Below are 15,781 nucleotides of genomic sequence, written 5' to 3'. Positions count from 1 at the left end.
CCGATGCGCGTGCCGGTGGTCGTCCCCGTGGTGCTGGTCGTGGTGCTGGCGGCCTGCGGCGCGTCGCCGACCATGCAGGCCGGGCACGACCCGGTGCTCAAGGTGGGCGCGATCATCTCGCAGACCGGCGTCTACGCCGCGCTGGGCGATGACATGGAGACCGCGATGCGGCTCTACCTGGACGAGCACGGCGGGCGGCTGGGCGGCAGGCCCGCCGCCCTGCTCGTCGCCGACGACGCCGGCAACCCGGAGACCGGCGGCCAGCGGGCCAGGCAGCTGATCGACCACGACGGCGCGAGCGTGATCACCGGGCTGCTGTCGTCGCCGGTGGCGCTGACCGTGGTCAGGCAGGCCGGGGGCGTGCCCGTGGTGATCGCCAACGCCGGGGCCGACGGCCTGGGCGGCCCGGGGGTCTACCGGGTGTCGTTCACCGACCACGACCAGGGCTTCGCCGCGGGCAAGTACGCCGCCGAGCACTACGGCACCTCGGGAGCCGTGCTCATGGCCCCCGACTACACGGCGGGCACCGAGACGCTGGACGGCTTCGAGGCCGGATACGGCGCCAAGGCGCTCAAGCGGATCCTCACCCCGTTCGACCGGACCAAGGACTTCGCCCCGTACCTCGCCCAGATCCCCGCCGACGCCAAGTTCGTCTACGCCTTCTACGCCGGCGGCGAGGCGATCACGTTCGCCAGGGCGTTCTCCGCGGCCAAGGTCCCGCTGCTGGCCTGCCAGCACCTGGCCGACGAGGACGTCACCCAGGCCGTCGGCCCCGACGCCGACGGCATGACCAGCGTCGGCATGTACGCCCCCACGCTCACCAACCAGGACAACACCGCCTTCGTGGCCCTGTGGCGCTCCAGGACGGGCAGGAACCCCTCCGTGGTCGCCGTCCAGGGCTGGGACGCCATGCGCATGATCGACCTGGCCGCCGACAAGGGCGGCGACCTGGCCCGGGCGCTGTCGCAGATCCACGACATCCCGAGCCCGCGCGGCCCCCTCCACTTCGACGCCACCCACAACCCGGTGCAGAACTGGTACGTCCGCCAGTACCAGAATGGCGAAAACCGGGTGCTTAGCACGATTTCTCCAGGAAGTGAGTGAACGTTGGACCGCGACCGCTGCCTAGCCCTCGACGCAGAGGACCCCCTGCGCGCCTTCAGGGACGAGTTCGTGCTGCCCGAGGGGGTCGTCTACCTCGTGGGCAACTCCCTGGGCGCCCCGCCGCGCCGCGCCGCCGAGCGGGTACGGCAGGCCGTCGAGGACGAGTGGGGCACCCACCTGGTCGGCGGGTGGAACGAGAGCGGCTGGTACGCCCAGCCGCTGACCGTGGGCGATCGGCTTGCTCCGCTCATCGGCGCGGGACCCGGCCAGGTCGTGGTGGGCAACACCACCTCGATCGCGGTCTACCAGGCGGTGTCGGCGGCCGTCGGGCTGCGCCCCGACCGGCGGGTGATCGTGCTCGACAGGTCCAACTTCCCCACCGACAACTACATGGTCGCGAGCCTGCCCGGATACGAGGTCAGGGACTTCAGCGAGGGCCGCTTCGACGACGCGGCCGTGGTGCTGCTGTCGGAGGTCGACTACCGCACCGGCGCCCGCTACGACGTGCCGGAGATCACCGCCCGCGTGCAGGCCGCGGGCGCGCTCATGGTGTGGGACGTCTGCCACAGCGTCGGCGCCATGCAGGTGGACGTCTCGGCCGCCGACTTCGCCGTCGGCTGCACCTACAAGTACCTCAACGGCGGCCCCGGCGCGCCCGCCTTCCTGTACGTCAACCCGCGCCACCAGGCCGAGGCGCGCAACGTGCTGCCCGGCTGGTACTCCCACGCCGAGCCGTTCGCCTTCCAGACCGGGTTCAGCCCGGCCGAGGGAATCAGGCGGTTCACTGTCAGCACGCCGCACGTGCTGTCCTTCGCCGCGCTCGAGGCGGCACTGGACGTGTGGGAGCGGGTGCCGATGGATCAGATCAGGGCCAAGAGCATCGCGCTGACCTCGCTGTTCGTGGACCTGGTGGGCGACAGGCTGGAGCTGGCCTCACCGCGCGACCCGCTGCGGCGCGGCAGCCAGGTCAGCTTCTACCACCCCGACGGCTACCCGGTGATGCGCGCGCTGATCGACCGCGGCGTGCACGGTGACTTCCGCGCGCCCGACATCCTGCGCTTCGGCTTCGCGCCGCTCTACACCCGCTACGTGGACGTCTTCGACGCCGCCACGATCCTGGACGAGGTGCTGGAGAAGGAGCTGTGGCGCGACGAGAAATACGCCCAGCGGCTGGCGGTCACCTAACGCCCGTCCAGCCGCTCATGCGATAGCCGCTATCGAAACAGACCCCTGTACGGCATGCCGCCAACTACCCCAGAGTGGTGCAGTGACGGTCGACGAACTCGTGACTCCTCCGCTCCCTGAAGGGAGCGGCTTCTCGCTTCCCTCGGCTGAGGTAGGCGACGGACAAGCCCTGCCCGTTTCGAACAACGAAACCGTATCAAGGAAGCGGTTCCCCTGCCGGGTAAACCCGGCAGTCCCCTCGCTAGATCTGATGGACGTCCTGGCCAGGTGCGAGGACGCCTGGGACACCCCCGACAGGACCGGCGACCCGGTGCCGATCCTGGACCACGGCCTCCAGGTGGCCGCCGTGCTGCGCCGCCGACACCCCGACGACCTGGAGCTGCAGGTGGCCGGGCTGGTGCACGACATCGGGCACCTGCTCAGCCCGGGCGACGAGGCGGGACACGCCGCCGCCGCGGCCGAGGCGGTCGAGCCGCTGCTCGGCGAGCGGGTGGCGGCGCTGGTGGGGCTGCACGTGGAGGCCAAGCGCTACCTGGCCGCCACCGAGCCCGGGCGCGGGCTGTCGCCGGAGTCGGCCAGGACACTCGAGCTGCAGGGCGGGGCGATGTCGCCCGCCGAGGCGGAGGCGTTCGCGGCCTCGCCGTACGGGATGGACGCGGTGAGGCTGCGGCGGGCCGACGACCTCGGGAAGGTGGTCGGGCTGGCGCTCGCGGACCTGACCGGGTGGCGGCCGGTTATCGAGGCGGTTGCCGGAAACGCCGCAGCTGTGCGTCGATCCGGTCCCTGATCCGGTCGCGGGCCTCCATCCTGGGCACCCCTGCCATGAGTAGTTCGTCGTAGTCGGTGTCCAGGTGGCGGATGGAGGCGACGACGGCCAGGGTGATGGCGTTCTCGTCGAGGACCTTGGCGGCGGCCGTGCGGCCGACCCTGCCGCTGCCGCGCTGGCCGGCGTGCGCGGCGATCTCCTCTGCCCGGCGGGGCGGGCAACCGGGGAAGAGCCGGGCGATCTCGGCGGCGAACCTGGCCTGGTACTCCACGTCCTGCTCGGCCCTGCGCTCCCGGTCGCGATCGCGCCTGCGCAGGCGGATCTCCTCGTCGGCCAGGCACTGCTCCTCGGCGCGGGCCAGCGCGCCCTCCTCCACCAGGATCCCCAGGCGCTGGTAGACCTTGCGCCGCCGGTTGTACTGGACGACCACCGCCGACAGGCCGCTCTCCTTCTTGGCCCGGCGGCTCAGCGCCGCGTTGCCCGCGGGCAGGAAGGCCAGGTGGTCCAGGTCGGCGCAGGTCAGGCAGAGCGACCGGTCATCCTCCATGATCAGGAAGTCGCCGGTGCCGCCGCACTCGGCGCAGGCCCATTCCTTCAGCGGGGAGACCGCGACCAGGTCCGGGGCCTTGCTGTGGCGCTCGGCGAGCTGCCGCACCCGGGCCTCGGTGAGGTCAGGGGAGAGCCAGTGCGTCTGGAAGGGCGCCTGGTCGGGGGCCGAGGTGAAGCGCAGCGGGCGGCGGTCGCGGCTGCCGGAGACGTACGGCGTCTCGGCCGGGCGCAGGCCCTTGGCCTCCGCCCACTCGCGCAGCAGCGCCGCGGTGGTCAGCAGGCGGTCCTCGTCGACGGCGGCCAGCTCCGCCAGCGTGCCCGCGCGGCCCTGCCGCCAGGTGTCGACGTGCCGGGTGTGCAGCCAGCGCAGGCCGGTGACCACGTCGATGAACGTCACGTACTTGCGCGCGGCGAGCGCGATCTCTGCTGCGTCCGCGACCCTGCGTGCGAGGTTTGACCGGCTCACGCCCTCTAGCTTGCCTCAGCCTCCGTGCCCCGCGCTCATGATCGAACTAGCGTCTGGGCATATGCGGGAAAGATCCGGGATCGCCGTCGCGCTGACCGTGCTCGCCCTGCTCACCTCGTGCGGCCTGGTCACGGGCGACACGGTTCCCGCGGTGTCGGGGGCGTTCGGCACCCGGCCGGAGATCAGCATCCCCCGGGCCACGCCGGATTCCCTGCCGCGGGTGACTGTGGTGTCGCTGGGGCGCGGGCGCGCGACGTTGCCGGGTGACGTGGTGCTGGCCGATGTGGAGATCAGGCGGTGGTCGGACGGCCTGCCGTACCTGAGCACCTACGGAGCCGGCAGGCCCGCGGGGGTCGATCTGGGCAGCGCGTCGCGGTGGTGGCGTGAGGCGCTGACGGGGCGGCCTGCGGGCAGCAGGGTGCTGCTGGTCGGCCCCGCGTCGCAGGTGGCGGGCTCGGCGGGGGCGGAGATCGTGGTGGCCGTCTTCGACGTGCTGGGCGGCTACCCGCCGGACGCCCGCCTGGTCGGCCAGGATCTGACCGACCTGCCCGGCGATCTGAAGGCTCCGGTCACGACGCTGATCGGCGGGTCGGGGCCGCTGGTGACGCGCGGCAGCCGGATCGTGGTCCAGTACGCCGTCGTCTCCGGTCGCGCGGTGGAGCGTCCCAAAGGGCCCACCGCGGTCGTGCTGGCGCCAGGGGCCGTGCCGCCCGGCTGGGTCGAAGCCCTGGCCGGGCAGCGCGTCGGCAGCCGGGTGGCGGTGCGCACCCCTGGCGCCGGTTACGTGATCGACGTGATCGACAGGCTCTAACCGCAGTGCTCGAAGGGGCTCTCGTAGCTGGCCGAACCGGCCGAGCCGCCCCACTTGACGCACTTGCCGGGCGCGGCAACCTTGACCGGGCCCGCGTAGTAGGTGAAGTTGCCCGAGTCGGTCACCCGCGTCCCGCCCTGGGGCTCCAGGAAGGCGCTCGTCGCCGTGGCCGTCCCCAGCGACGACTGCTTGATCGTGGCCACGCAGTTCTGCCCGGTGCCTGAGTTGTACAGCAGGTAGACCGTGGCGGCCGTGCCCAGCGCCTGGGAGTCGATCACGCTGAAGCCGCTGCCGCAGACCTGCTGGGCGGTGTAGGGGTTGCCGCTACCGGTCACGTAGCTCATGTACTTGGCCCAGTCCCAGTACGGCCCCGGGTCGGTGTGGTCGCTACCGGGCACCTGGTAGTGGCCGATGATGTGGTCGCGGTCCTTCGGGATGCCGTAGCGGTCGGCGATGTTGCGGGTCAGCGCCGCCGAGGCCCGGTACATCTGGTCGGTGAACCAGGAGGCGTCCGAGACATAGCCCTCGTGCTCGATCCCGACGGAACGGTGGTTGTAGTCGCTGTTGCCCGCGTGCCAGGCCCGGTCCTTCTCCCGCACCATCTGGGTGATCTGGCCGTCGGAGGAGCGGATCACGTAGTGCGCCGACACCTGGGCCGCCGGGTTCTGGAACCAGGAGATCGTCCCGGCGTAGGAGCCCTGGGTGACGTGGATGATGATCAGGTTGATCGGGTCGCTGGTCGGCCGGTTGGACACCGCGTAGTTGGCGGTGCTGGCCGGCGCCCACAGCGCGCCCGGGTAGTCGGTGGCTGCCGCGAGCGGGCTGACCTGGTCGTAGCCGGAGGTGTCGGGCTGGACGGCCTGCGCCGTCGCGTCCACGCCGCGCGCGTGCACGCCCTTGGCCAGGGTCTCGTACACCGCGTCGGCGTAGATCTTGGCGGTGGTCTTCTGCGCGGCCCCGCCGTACGCGGCGACGGCGCCGTACCAGCGGGCCGGGTCCTTGCGGGCGTCGGCCGCAAGGCCGAGCCGGTCGGCCTGGGCGCGCAGGACGGCGGCGCCGCCCAGCACGTTGGCCGCGTCGTCGGTCCTGAGCGCCTGCGCGGACTGGCCGGTCAGCTTGGCCGCCTGGTCCAGGGAACGCTGCCTGACCAGGTGCATGATGCCGTAGCCGCCGCTGGCGGAGGGCTTGCCCGCGTGGCCGTCCAGGTGGGTCTCGGCGTAGGCCAGCGCGACCAGCAGGTCACGCGGCACGTCGTAGGTGCTCGCCGCCTTGTCGAAGGCCTCGGCGAGAGTGGTGGCGTGGGCGGTCTGTCCGGCCAGCAGGAGCAGGCCGGCGACGGCGATGGTGGCAAGGCGCTTCATCGGGAGTGCTCGCTTCATCCGCAGTGTTCGAAAGGTGAGTCGTAGCTGGAGGCACCGGCCTTGCCGCCCCACCTGACACACTTGCCGGGGGCGTTGACGTAGACAGGGCCGGCGTAATAGCTGAAGTTGCCTGAGTCGGTCACGCGCGTCCCGCCCTGGGGTTCCAGGTAGGCGGTGGTGGCGGTGGCCGTGCCGAGGGACTTGGACTTCAGCGTGGTCACGCAGTTGTTGCCGTTGCCGCTGTTGTACAGCAGGTAGACGGCGCCGTCGCTGCCGAGCGCCGCGGAGTCGATCACTTTGTAGCCGGTGCCGCAGACCTGCTCGGGGCTGTAGGGGTTGCCGCAGTTGCGTGAGGTCAGCGTCTGGTCCGGGTACCCGTACGTCACGCCGTTGAAGACGGCCTTCTGGATGTTGGCCGGGTAGTTGGTGCCGAGCCGTACCTCGTAGTGCAGGTGGGGCGAGATGTTGTTGCCCGGCTTGCTGGTGTTGCCGACGTTGCCGATGAGCTGGCCCTGCGAGACGGTCTGGCCGATGCTGACCCGCATGGTCTGCAGGTGGGCGTAGTAGCTGGTCCACCCACCGCCGTGGTCGATCTTGATCAGATTGCCGTAGCCGTTGACCGAGCCCTGGTTGGTGGCGATGACCACCGTGCCGCCCGCGGCTGCCACGACCGGGTCGCCGAGGTCGGCGTCGGGGGTGCTGCCGCGGTTCCAGTCGATCTCCCAGGACTGGTGCGCGCTGCTGTCGTCGGAGTCACCCGTCCACGTCTGACCACAGGGGAAGGGCATCTGGAAGGCGGGGGCGGCCAATGTCTGTGCCGAGTCCGAGGTCGCCGAGTCCGTGGCGGGGTCCGGCTGCGGGTCGGCGTAGGCGGCTGTGGCGGAACCGAGGCTGAGTAACAGGGTGAGGACCGTTGCTCCGATGAGCCTCATGGGAATGATCCTTTCGGCTGGGATCCCTGAGACCAGGGTCGGCATTAGCCGCACAAGAATCGTCCAGAACCGATACAAAGAGCTGTCAGGCCTCCATTGAGGAGCTGATGCGGTCATGACGGTCACTTTTGGTGTGCTCGGGCCGTTGGAAGTGCGGTCTGAGCTGGGGCTACCCGTCCGGATCTCCGGAAGGAAGCCGCGGTTACTCCTGGCCACGTTGCTGCTCGAGGCAGGGCACGTGGTCAACGCCGACAGCCTCGTCGAGGTGCTCTGGCCCGGGCACCCGCCCCGCTCCGCCCAGGCCAACCTGCGCACCTATGTCAGCTCGCTCCGCGCCGACCTGGGCGGCGGGTTCCTGCGCGGCGACGGCTCCGGCTACGCCATCGACGTGCCCGCGGGCGCGCTCGACCTGCTCGCCTTCGAGGAGCTCGTCGCCACGGGCTCCTACGCCGAGGCGCTGGCGCTCTGGCGCGGGGCGCCGCTGTCCGACCTGCCCGACCAGCCGCTCTGGGACCGCCGCCTGGGCCCCGTGCAGGAGGTACGGCTGGCCGCGGCGGAGGCCCTGATCGGCCAGCTGCTGGGATCCGGCGACCACGCGGGCGCGGTGACCCAGCTGCGTGCCCTGCTCGCCGAGCACCCCTACCGCGAGGACCTGTGGGCCCGCCTCCTGCTGGCCCTGCACGCGGGCGGCAGGAAGGCCGAGGCGCTGCGGGCCTACGCCGGCATCCGGGCCCGCCTGGTGGACGAGCTGGGCGTCGAGCCGGGCGCCGAGCTGCGGGCGGCGCACACCAGCGTCCTGACCGACGAGGCCGTGGCCGCGCCCGTCTGCGTGCCCCGCCAGCTGCCGCCGGACGTGCCCGACTTCGTGGGCAGGGCCGGAGAGCTGGTGGCACTCCTGGGAGCTCTCTCGGTGACGGTGATCTCCGGGCCTGCCGGGATCGGCAAGACCGCGCTCGCCGTGCACGCCGCCCACGCGATACGCGAGCGGTTCCCCGACGGGCAGCTCCACCTGGAGCTGGGCGAGCGGGAGCCGGGCGACCTGCTGGGCGAGGCGCTGCGGGCGCTGGGCGTGACGGCACCGCCCGAGTCGTGCCACGAGCGGTCCGCGCTGCTGCGCTCGCTGCTGGCCGAGCGGCCCATGCTGATCCTGCTCGACGACGCGCTGGACGCCGGGCAGGTGCGGCCGCTGCTGCCCGGCAACGGCAGCGCGGTGATCGTGACCAGCAGGCGGCGCATCACCGAGCTGCCCGGGGCCTGCCACCTCGACCTGCGCGAGCTCGACCAGGCCGAGTCGCTGGCCCTGCTCGGCGGCATCGCCGGCGCCGAGCGATTAGCCGGCGAGCCGGAGGCCGCCCTGGCCATCGTGGAGGCGTGCGGGCGGCTGCCGCTGGCGATCCGCGGCGTGGGCGCCCGGCTGGCCCGCAGGCCCGGCTGGTCGCTTGAGGTGCTGCGGCTCCGGCTGGACGACGACCGGCTCGCCGTACTCGACGAGGTCCGGGCCAGCCTGGACCGCAGCTATCTGCGCCTGCCCGACGAGGCCGTGCGCACCCTGGGGACGCTCGGCCTGCTCGGCGGGCAGGCCCAGCCCGGCTGGGTGGTGGACGCCGCGCTCGGCAGGCACCGCGCCGACGACGTCACCGACCTCCTGGTCGACGTCAACCTACTGGAACTGGTCGGCACCGACCCGGTCGGCCAGCCCCGCTACCGCGTGCCCGAACTGGTCCGCACGCACGCGCTGGAACGCGGCCCGTCCCGCGCGGACCTCGCCAGGGTCCTGGCCGCCTGGACCGCCACCACCGAGCACGCCATGGCCAGGCTGCCCACCACGGTCTTCAGCCTCACCGCCGCGCGGGCGCCGCGCTGGCGGCTGCCCGAGCAGACGCTGGACCGCCTCACCGCCGACCCGCTCACCTGGTTCGTGGCCGAGCATCACGCCCTGGCCGAGGCCGTGCGCGTGGCCGCCGAGTCGGGCCTGGCCGAGTCGGCCTGGGGCCTGGCCGCGGCCATGGTCCCTTACCTGGACCTGCACTGCCATCTCGACACCTGGCGGCAGACGCACAGCGTGGCCCTCCAGGCCGCCCGCGCCCAGGGCGACAGGTACGGCGAGGCCGCCATGCTGCGCGGGCTCGCCCAGGTCAGCCTCTACCAGGACCGCTACGACGAGTCCGCCGACGGCTTCACCCGCTCCCGCCAGATCTTCCGCCACCTGGGCGACAGGCGGGCCGAGGCCACCTCCATCTGCGGCCTCGGCGCGGTCAACCAGTTCCGCGGCCGGCTGGTGCAGGCGCTCGGCCACTTCCGGCGGGCGCTGGAGATGTTCATGTCCGCCGACGACCGCAGCGGCGAGGCGTTCACCCGCCAGGCCATCGGCAGGGTGCTGCTGAGGTCCGGCGACGAGGCGCAAGCCTCGCAGTGGCTGGGTCAGGCCATGCGCCTGGCCCAGGAACTCGGCGACGCGCACCGGGAGGGCTGCGTGTGCGTGCAGCTCGGCCGGCTGCACGGCGCGATGGCGCTGCACCGGCACGCCCTGGACATCTTCGAGTCGCTCGGCGACCGCCACTGCGGCGCCTACGCCATGCAGAGCCTGGCCGGGCTGCAGGCGGCCAGGGGCGAGTGGGCGCCCGCCTCGGCCGGGCTCGAACGCTCGCTGGAGATCTTCCAGGAGCTCGGCGACCGCAGCGGCGAGGCCTCCTCCACGCAGTTGCTCGGCGAGCTGCACCGCTCGGCGGGACGCCCCAACCTGGCCCGTGACTACCTCAAACACGCCAGCGCCCTGCGCCGCAGCCTGCCCGCCTAGGGCGCGCGGCGGCCGAACAGGGCCATGCGGGCGATCATGGCTTCCGCCGCGAGGTGGTAGCAGACCGTCACGCAGCCCAGCAACTCCGCGGGCGTGCGGAAAGTGCCGGCGAGGGTCTTGTCGGCGATCCTGCGCACGCCCGGGATCTGCGCCCCCAGCTCGGCGGCGGGGGTGCTGGGCATGTCGATCTCGAGTTCGAGCACGTCGGGCATGGTGAGCGGGGTCAGTTCCCCGGCTCCCCGCACGGTCTCGGCCGCCGCTTCCTTGATCAACCGCCTGGCCTCGGCGGGGGACAGGCTGTCCGCGGCGGTGTGGCCGTGCGCGACCTTGACGGCGACCGTGTGCACGCCGGGGAAGGCCTTCTCCGCGACGCCGCAGATGACGTCGTCGCCGGTGAGCAACCCGACAGGGACCCCGACCGCGGCGGCCTGCAGCGCGTTGACCTCGGCCTCCGAGACCGGCCTGCCGTTGACCCGCACCTCGTAGAAGTGCGAGGAGTAGGTGTGGGAGAGCACGCCGGGCGAGCCGGCCGCGGCGTGGTAGCCCAGGAACATGGCCACGTCGTGTTCGGCCGAGATGCCCTCGGCCATGCAGTCCAGCTTGGGCGTGCCGAAGATCAGCCGGGCGCGCGGATCCAGCTCCTCGTGCAGCAGGTTGTCCATGGTGCCGTGGCTGTCGTTGATCAGGACGCTGTCGGCGCCGGCCTCGAACGCGCCCTCGATGGCGGCGTTGGCCTCGGCGGTCATCAGCCGCTGCGATCGCGGATACCCATGGCCGCCGCGGACGATCTGGTCCATGGTGGCGATGCCTCCCACGCCCTCCATGTCGATGGAGATGTAGACCCGCACCGGTTGCTCCTTTCCGTGGACGTCCGTCACAGCGTGTCACCCGCCGTCCCCAAAGGCTTTGGCGCCGGGACCGAAGCTGCGTCGCCGTTTTGGGCCTGCCGTACAGCGGCGGGGATCACGAAGGCGACCGCGACGGCGAGCAGGCCGAGCACCGCGGAGAGCAGGTAGGTGTTGACGAAGCTGCTCTCCGAGGGGACCCCCGCCACGGCGCCCGCCGCCAGCACCATGGCGCCGAGCTGCGACCCGAAGGTGCCGCCGACGCTCTTGGCGACGAAGACCACGCCGCTGACCCCGGCCGCCCGGTCGGCGGGCACGTCGGCGGCCACCACATTGAGCCCGGCGGTCAGGCCGATGGCGCCGCCGAGCCCCATGATCGTCACCCCGGCCACGATCTCCCAGGGGGAGGAGTGCCAGAAGGCCAGCGCGGCGGTGCCGGCCGAGACGAGCCCGCCGCCGAGCAGCAGCACGGTGCGCCGCCCGAGCAGCCTGGTCATCGGCCCGACCAGCGGCGCGACCAGGGTGCCCGCGATGCCGAGCGGGAACATGTAGATCCCGATCCACAGGGTGTCGGCGCCCAGGCCGTACCCGGTCGCGGCGGGCAGCGACAGCATCAGCGGCAGTGCGACCACCAGCCCGAAGGAGGCGAAGCCGAACACGAACCCCATCGCGGTCACCCCCGCCGGTGAGCGCCCGGACAGCAGCCGCAGGTCGACGAGCGGGTCGGTGGTGCGGAGCTCGACGAACGCCCACAGGGCCAGCGTCACCGCCGCGGCCGCGAACAGGGCGAGCGTGGCGGGAGCCGTCCAGCCCCAGCTCGAGGAGGCGGTCAGGCCCAGCATGAGCAGGGCGAGCCCGCCGCCGAGCAGCAGCCCGCCCGCCCAGTCGACGCGTCCGGAGGCCTCGCGGGGAGTGGCGGGCACCGCGATCCAGGCCCAGATCGCGGCCACCAGCGCGCCGATCAGGGCCAGGTAGAACAGCGACCGGTAGCCGAGCGCCGAGGCGATCGGTCCGGCCAGGATGAGGCCCAGCGCGCTGGCCAGGGCGGCGACGCCGATGACCAGGCCGTTGCCGGTCGCTCCCTGCTCGGGTTCGAGGGTGTCGCGGAACAGCCCGACGGTCAGCGGCAGCATGCCCAGCCAGACGCCCTCGACCGCCATGCCGGCGATCATCACGACCACGTTGGAGGCCAGGGCTGCGATCAGGACTCCGGCACTGCTGATCGCCATCAGGATCAGCAGCAGGACGCGCTTGTCGTACACGTCGGCCAGCCGGCCGACGACCGGGGTGGCGATCGCCGAGCTGATCAGGGAACTGGTGAAGATCCACGCGAGCTCGCCGGGGGAGGCGGCCAGATCTCGCTGGATGAGCGGGAGCGCGGGGGACAGCATGGACTCCATCAGCTGGAAGACGCCGATGAACAACACCGGCGCGGCGATGACGCCGAATCCGGATCTACGCATGGTTCTGCCTTTCGGGTGGGGTGGTGTCCGCGCGTTCCCCCGAACCCGCGTACTGGCTATGCCGGGCCGAGCACCTGCCAGGTGACCAGGGCCTGGGTGACGTCGACGAAGTACTGCTCCGAGCCGCCGTGGACGCCGAGCACCACGGCCTGCCCGAGGCCGGACAGCAGCGCCTTGAGCGCACGGGCCAGGCGTACGGCCTGCTCGCGCGTGATGGGCGTCCCGTCGTGCTCGCGGCCGGTGAGGTGCGCGGCGAGCTGGACCTCCGCGGCGTTGATCCCCGCGTTGAGCTTGGCGAGCAGCTCGGCGTCGGCCAGCACGAGATCCATCACGCGGACCTCGAACAGCAGCTGCCCGGCGGCCTCGGGATCGGCTGACATCTGCCAGTACTGGCGGGCGATCACGGCCACGACCTCCTCCAGCGTGAGGCCGGGCTCGGAGTCCTGGATAGGCTGCAGGTCGAGCGGGCCGACGTAGTCGTCGACCATCGCGACCATCAGCCCGTTCTTCCCGCCGAACAACGAGTAGACGGCCCCCGTCGTCAGCCCGGCCAGGTCGGCGATGTCCTCGAGCCGCGCCCGCGCTCCCTCCTTCCCGACGATCTCGCGCGCCGCGTCGATCAGCGCGCGCTTGTTCGCAACCTTGCTTTCCGCCCTGGTCAACCGCATGGCGTCGACGTCTCCGTTCCGAGGTTGGCAGAACCATAATCTAGATTATTAGAATAATCCAGATTACTGTTTCGTGCATGGACGTCGACAAGTACATGAGCCAGGTGCCCGACTACGCCGCGTTCCCGACCGTGGACCAGATGCACGCCGAGCTCGACGAGCTCGCCGCCGCCCACCCCGACCTGGTACGGCTGCGCGACATCGGCGCCTCGCGCCTGGGTGAGCCGCTGCGCGTTGCCACGATCGGCAACGGCCCCCGCGACGCGGTGATCATCGGTGGCCCCCACCCCAACGAGCCGATCGGCGCGCTCACCGTGAGCAGCCTGCTGCGCCGGCTCATCGACGACGCCTGGCTGCGCGAGGAGTTCGGCTACCGCTGGCACCTGATCCCCTGTGTCGACCCCGACGGCGCCCGGCTCAACGAGGGCTGGTACGTCCGGCCCGGCGACCGCCGCGCCTACGCCGAGCACTTCTACCGCCCGTGCGAGGCCGACCAGGTCGAGTGGACGTTCCCGCTGACCGGCGAGGGCTACACCTTCGACCGAACGCTGCCGGAGACCGAGGCGCTGATGCGGCTGATGGACGAGGTCCGCCCGGCCTTCGTCTACTCCCTGCACAACGGCGAACTGCAGGGCGCCTTCTTCTACCTCAGCAGGAACGAGCCCGGCGTGGCCGCCGACCTGGCCGCCATGGCGGCCGGCCAGGGGCTGCCGCTGCACATGGGCCCGCCGGAGGTCCCGAGCGCGGTCCAGATCGGCCCGGCCGCGTACGTGACACCACGCGGCGCCGAGCTCGGCGCGATCTACGGCATCGGCGGCGGCAGCGTCGACTACGCCGACCGCTTCGGCGCCCTGCACCTGGTGACCGAACTCCCGTACTGGGCCGACCCGCGCGTCTCCGACGAGACTCCCACCGACCAGGTCTACGGCGAGGTGATCAGGACCTACCTCGGCGACCAGCGCGCCCTGCTCGCCACGGTGAGCGAGTCGCTGGCCAAGGTCGCGCCCGAGCTGACGGTACGGTCACCGTTCCGCAGCGCCGTGGAGGACTTCGTCGCCACCCACGACGAGTTCGTCTCCGAATGGGAGGACCACCCCGGCGCCGACCGGCCCGCCACCGTGGCCGAGGTCGTCGGCAACGAGCAGCTCAAGCACAGCCTGCGGCTGAGGTACCTGGGGATGTACCTGCGCCTGCTGGACGCCGAGCTCGCCGCGGGAAACCTGACCCCGGCCATCAGGGAGGAGCACGCCCGCGTGCGCGCGCTCTTCGACGCCTGGTTCACCGAGGCCGACACCGGGTTCACCGCCACGCCGATCCCGCTGCGCACCCTGGCCGCCGTCCAGCTCGGCGCGGCCCTGCTGGCGGCCGAAGCGGCCAAGAATCCCGCGTGATCCGGCTCGGCGTCGCCCCGGGCGGGCGCTGGTAGCCTCCGATGGTGCCATCCAGCAGGACGCGGGCCGACGCCGAGCGCAACAGGGCGCGCGTGCTCGAGGTGGCACGCGCGCTGTTCGCCGAGCGCGGCGACCAGGTGCAGATGGCCGACGTGGCACGGGCGGCCGAGGTCGGCATCGGCACCGTCTACCGGCACTTCCCCACCCGCCAGGCGCTCGTCGAGGCCGCGGCGGGGCAGCGCTTCACCGAGATCCTCGCCTTCGCCCGCCAGGAGTGCCTGGCCGCCCCCGACCCCGGCGCGGGACTGGAACTCCTGCTGCGCCACATCGGCGAGGTGCTCGACAGGGACCGCGGCCTGTCCGGCGCGATCGAGTCGGCCATGGGCTCCGGCGAGCCGTCGGGCGAGAGCAGGAGCGCGCTGCAGGAGGTCGCGGGGACGCTGGTCGAGCGCGGCCAGGAGGCGGGGGTGATCAGGGCCGACGCCGGGGTCGAGGACGTCTACATGCTCGTCTGCGGACTGGCGGCGGTGATCAGGACGGGCAGCGGCGACTGGCGCCGCTTCACCCGGCTCGCGCTCGACGCGCTGCGCTCCTAGACCTCCTCGTAGGCGACGTGGTACCGGCGCGTGTACCGGTTCAGCGCGGCGGGATCGAACCGCCTGCCCTTGCTCACCTCGGTCCTGTGCTCGATCAGGGCCTCCACCACGCACTCCCACCCGCCGGGTGAGGAGATCTGGATCACCCGGGGCGGCGGGTTCGACCCTGGCCTGATGGCGTGCGGGACGCCGTGCGGCAGCAGGACGAACTGCCCCTTGCCCACCTGGTGGACCTGTCCGTCGAACTCGACGTCCAGGACACCGTCGAGCACGTAGATGCACTCGTCGGCCACGTGATGGACGTGGCGCGGCACGGGCTGCGCCACGGTGACCTCCAGCAGCGAGAACAGCCCGTCGGTGTCCTCGGTGCGGGCCTTGACGCTGAACGCGGGCGGCACGGGGATCCGTCCTGGCCGCGCCTGGCCCTGGTCGAGCACGTAGAAGCGGTCCTTGTCGCCCCAGCCGCCGGACCCGCCGTCCTCGGGCTCGCCGGGCGCCGTCAGCCGCAGGGTGTGCCCGCCCTCGCCGACGGCGTGGGCGACGCCGCGGGGCAGCAGCACGCACATGCCCGGGGTGAGGCGGTGCGTCCGGCCGTCGAAGCCGACCTCCAACTCGCCGTCGATGACGTAGACGAACTCGTCGCCCACGTCGTGGGCGCCGTCATGCGCCGCGGAGCGGGCCTCCACGAGGGAGAGACGCCCCTGCGTGCTCTCCGCACCGGCTTTGCGCCCCAGTCCCTCGTCCAGCAGATAGAAGCGGTCCATCAGATCTCCTCTGGCTTAAACGGATGCGGAATCCGATTCCGTTTCATGACTAGCAGAAGGCCGGAAGCCCTGTCAAAAGCCCT

14 protein-coding genes are annotated in these 15,781 nt (G+C 72.0%); 7 read left to right on the top strand and 7 right to left on the bottom strand.

The genetic code is table 11. The features are described 5' to 3' along the window. Nucleotides 1–3: 3 nt before the first annotated feature. The 3 genes from KIK09_RS09785 to KIK09_RS09775 all read left to right on the top strand — a co-directional run bounded on the left by KIK09_RS09785 (nt 4) and on the right by KIK09_RS09775 (nt 3,076). Nucleotides 4–1,104 carry an ABC transporter substrate-binding protein gene (locus tag KIK09_RS09785; protein WP_214318410.1) on the top strand — a complete coding sequence of 367 codons (1,101 nt, stop codon included), beginning with the start codon at nt 4–6 and terminating at the stop codon, nt 1,102–1,104. A 3-nt stretch (nt 1,105–1,107) separates the two neighbouring features. Continuing rightward, nucleotides 1,108–2,289, top strand: coding sequence for a kynureninase (locus tag KIK09_RS09780; RefSeq protein WP_214318409.1), 1,182 nt, complete (start codon nt 1,108–1,110; stop codon nt 2,287–2,289). A 250-nt stretch (nt 2,290–2,539) separates the two neighbouring features. Further along, nucleotides 2,540–3,076 (top strand): HD domain-containing protein, encoded by a 537-nt coding sequence (locus KIK09_RS09775; RefSeq protein ID WP_214318408.1) that lies wholly within the window; start codon nt 2,540–2,542, stop codon nt 3,074–3,076. Here the strand turns inward: KIK09_RS09775 and KIK09_RS09770 are convergent. Continuing rightward, complete coding sequence (locus KIK09_RS09770) at nt 3,024–4,070, bottom strand: DUF2293 domain-containing protein (RefSeq protein ID WP_214318407.1); 1,047 nt, start codon at nt 4,068–4,070, stop codon at nt 3,024–3,026. The two genes, KIK09_RS09775 and KIK09_RS09770, sit on opposite strands and share 53 nt — an antisense overlap. Before the next feature lie 61 nt (nt 4,071–4,131). Between KIK09_RS09770 and KIK09_RS09765 the strand changes: the two genes are divergently transcribed. Next, nucleotides 4,132–4,881, top strand: a complete 750-nt coding sequence (locus tag KIK09_RS09765; protein ID WP_214318406.1) for an FKBP-type peptidyl-prolyl cis-trans isomerase — start codon at nt 4,132–4,134, stop codon at nt 4,879–4,881. On the opposite strand, the gene KIK09_RS09760 is transcribed toward KIK09_RS09765, so the two are convergent. Both KIK09_RS09760 and KIK09_RS09755 read right to left on the bottom strand, forming a co-directional pair. After that, nucleotides 4,878–6,242, bottom strand: a complete 1,365-nt coding sequence (locus tag KIK09_RS09760; RefSeq protein WP_214318405.1) for an N-acetylmuramoyl-L-alanine amidase — start codon at nt 6,240–6,242, stop codon at nt 4,878–4,880. The two genes, KIK09_RS09765 and KIK09_RS09760, sit on opposite strands and share 4 nt — an antisense overlap. Nucleotides 6,243–6,256: 14 nt before the next feature. After that, complete coding sequence (locus KIK09_RS09755; RefSeq protein WP_214318404.1) at nt 6,257–7,174, bottom strand: M23 family metallopeptidase; 918 nt, start codon at nt 7,172–7,174, stop codon at nt 6,257–6,259. Nucleotides 7,175–7,289: 115 nt separating this feature from the next. Between KIK09_RS09755 and KIK09_RS09750 the strand changes: the two genes are divergently transcribed. Next, nucleotides 7,290–9,971: an AfsR/SARP family transcriptional regulator gene (locus tag KIK09_RS09750; protein WP_214318403.1), complete on the top strand. Its 2,682-nt coding sequence runs from the start codon at nt 7,290–7,292 to the stop codon at nt 9,969–9,971. Here KIK09_RS09750 and KIK09_RS09745 read toward each other — a convergent pair. From KIK09_RS09745 to KIK09_RS09735, 3 genes are read right to left on the bottom strand one after another with little or no spacing between them, the layout of a single operon-like run. Then, the gene (locus KIK09_RS09745) at nt 9,968–10,819 is read right to left on the bottom strand and encodes a M55 family metallopeptidase (protein ID WP_214318402.1); all 852 of its coding nucleotides are present in this window, start codon (nt 10,817–10,819) and stop codon (nt 9,968–9,970) included. The two genes, KIK09_RS09750 and KIK09_RS09745, sit on opposite strands and share 4 nt — an antisense overlap. 26 nt (nt 10,820–10,845) lie before the next feature. Further along, entirely contained in the window at nt 10,846–12,279 is a 1,434-nt protein-coding gene (locus KIK09_RS09740; protein ID WP_214318401.1) for an MFS transporter, read from the bottom strand. Nucleotides 12,280–12,335: 56 nt separating this feature from the next. Then, the gene (locus KIK09_RS09735; RefSeq protein WP_214318400.1) at nt 12,336–12,947 is read right to left on the bottom strand and encodes a TetR/AcrR family transcriptional regulator; all 612 of its coding nucleotides are present in this window, start codon (nt 12,945–12,947) and stop codon (nt 12,336–12,338) included. A 77-nt stretch (nt 12,948–13,024) separates the two neighbouring features. On the opposite strand from KIK09_RS09735, the gene KIK09_RS09730 reads away from it, so the two are divergent. Together KIK09_RS09730 and KIK09_RS57550 are read left to right on the top strand one after the other, a co-directional pair. Next, nucleotides 13,025–14,338, top strand: coding sequence for a M14 family zinc carboxypeptidase (locus KIK09_RS09730; RefSeq protein ID WP_214318399.1), 1,314 nt, complete (start codon nt 13,025–13,027; stop codon nt 14,336–14,338). A 44-nt stretch (nt 14,339–14,382) separates the two neighbouring features. Then, on the top strand, nt 14,383–14,934 hold the full coding sequence (locus KIK09_RS57550; protein ID WP_308163998.1) for a TetR/AcrR family transcriptional regulator: 552 nt from the start codon (nt 14,383–14,385) through the stop codon (nt 14,932–14,934). Here KIK09_RS57550 and KIK09_RS09720 read toward each other — a convergent pair. Further along, a complete protein-coding gene (locus tag KIK09_RS09720; protein ID WP_250572876.1) occupies nt 14,931–15,698 on the bottom strand; it encodes a cupin domain-containing protein in 768 nt (255 codons plus the stop codon). The genes KIK09_RS57550 and KIK09_RS09720 overlap by 4 nt on opposite strands. Between the last annotated feature and the right edge of the window lie 83 nt (nt 15,699–15,781).

It is taken from the genome of Nonomuraea sediminis (assembly GCF_018531495.1).
In the GTDB taxonomy this organism is placed as follows: Bacteria; Actinomycetota; Actinomycetes; order Streptosporangiales; family Streptosporangiaceae; genus Nonomuraea; species Nonomuraea sediminis.
The sequence above is the reverse complement of the archived record's forward strand: the minus strand, read 5'-3'. Positions and strand labels throughout refer to the sequence as shown.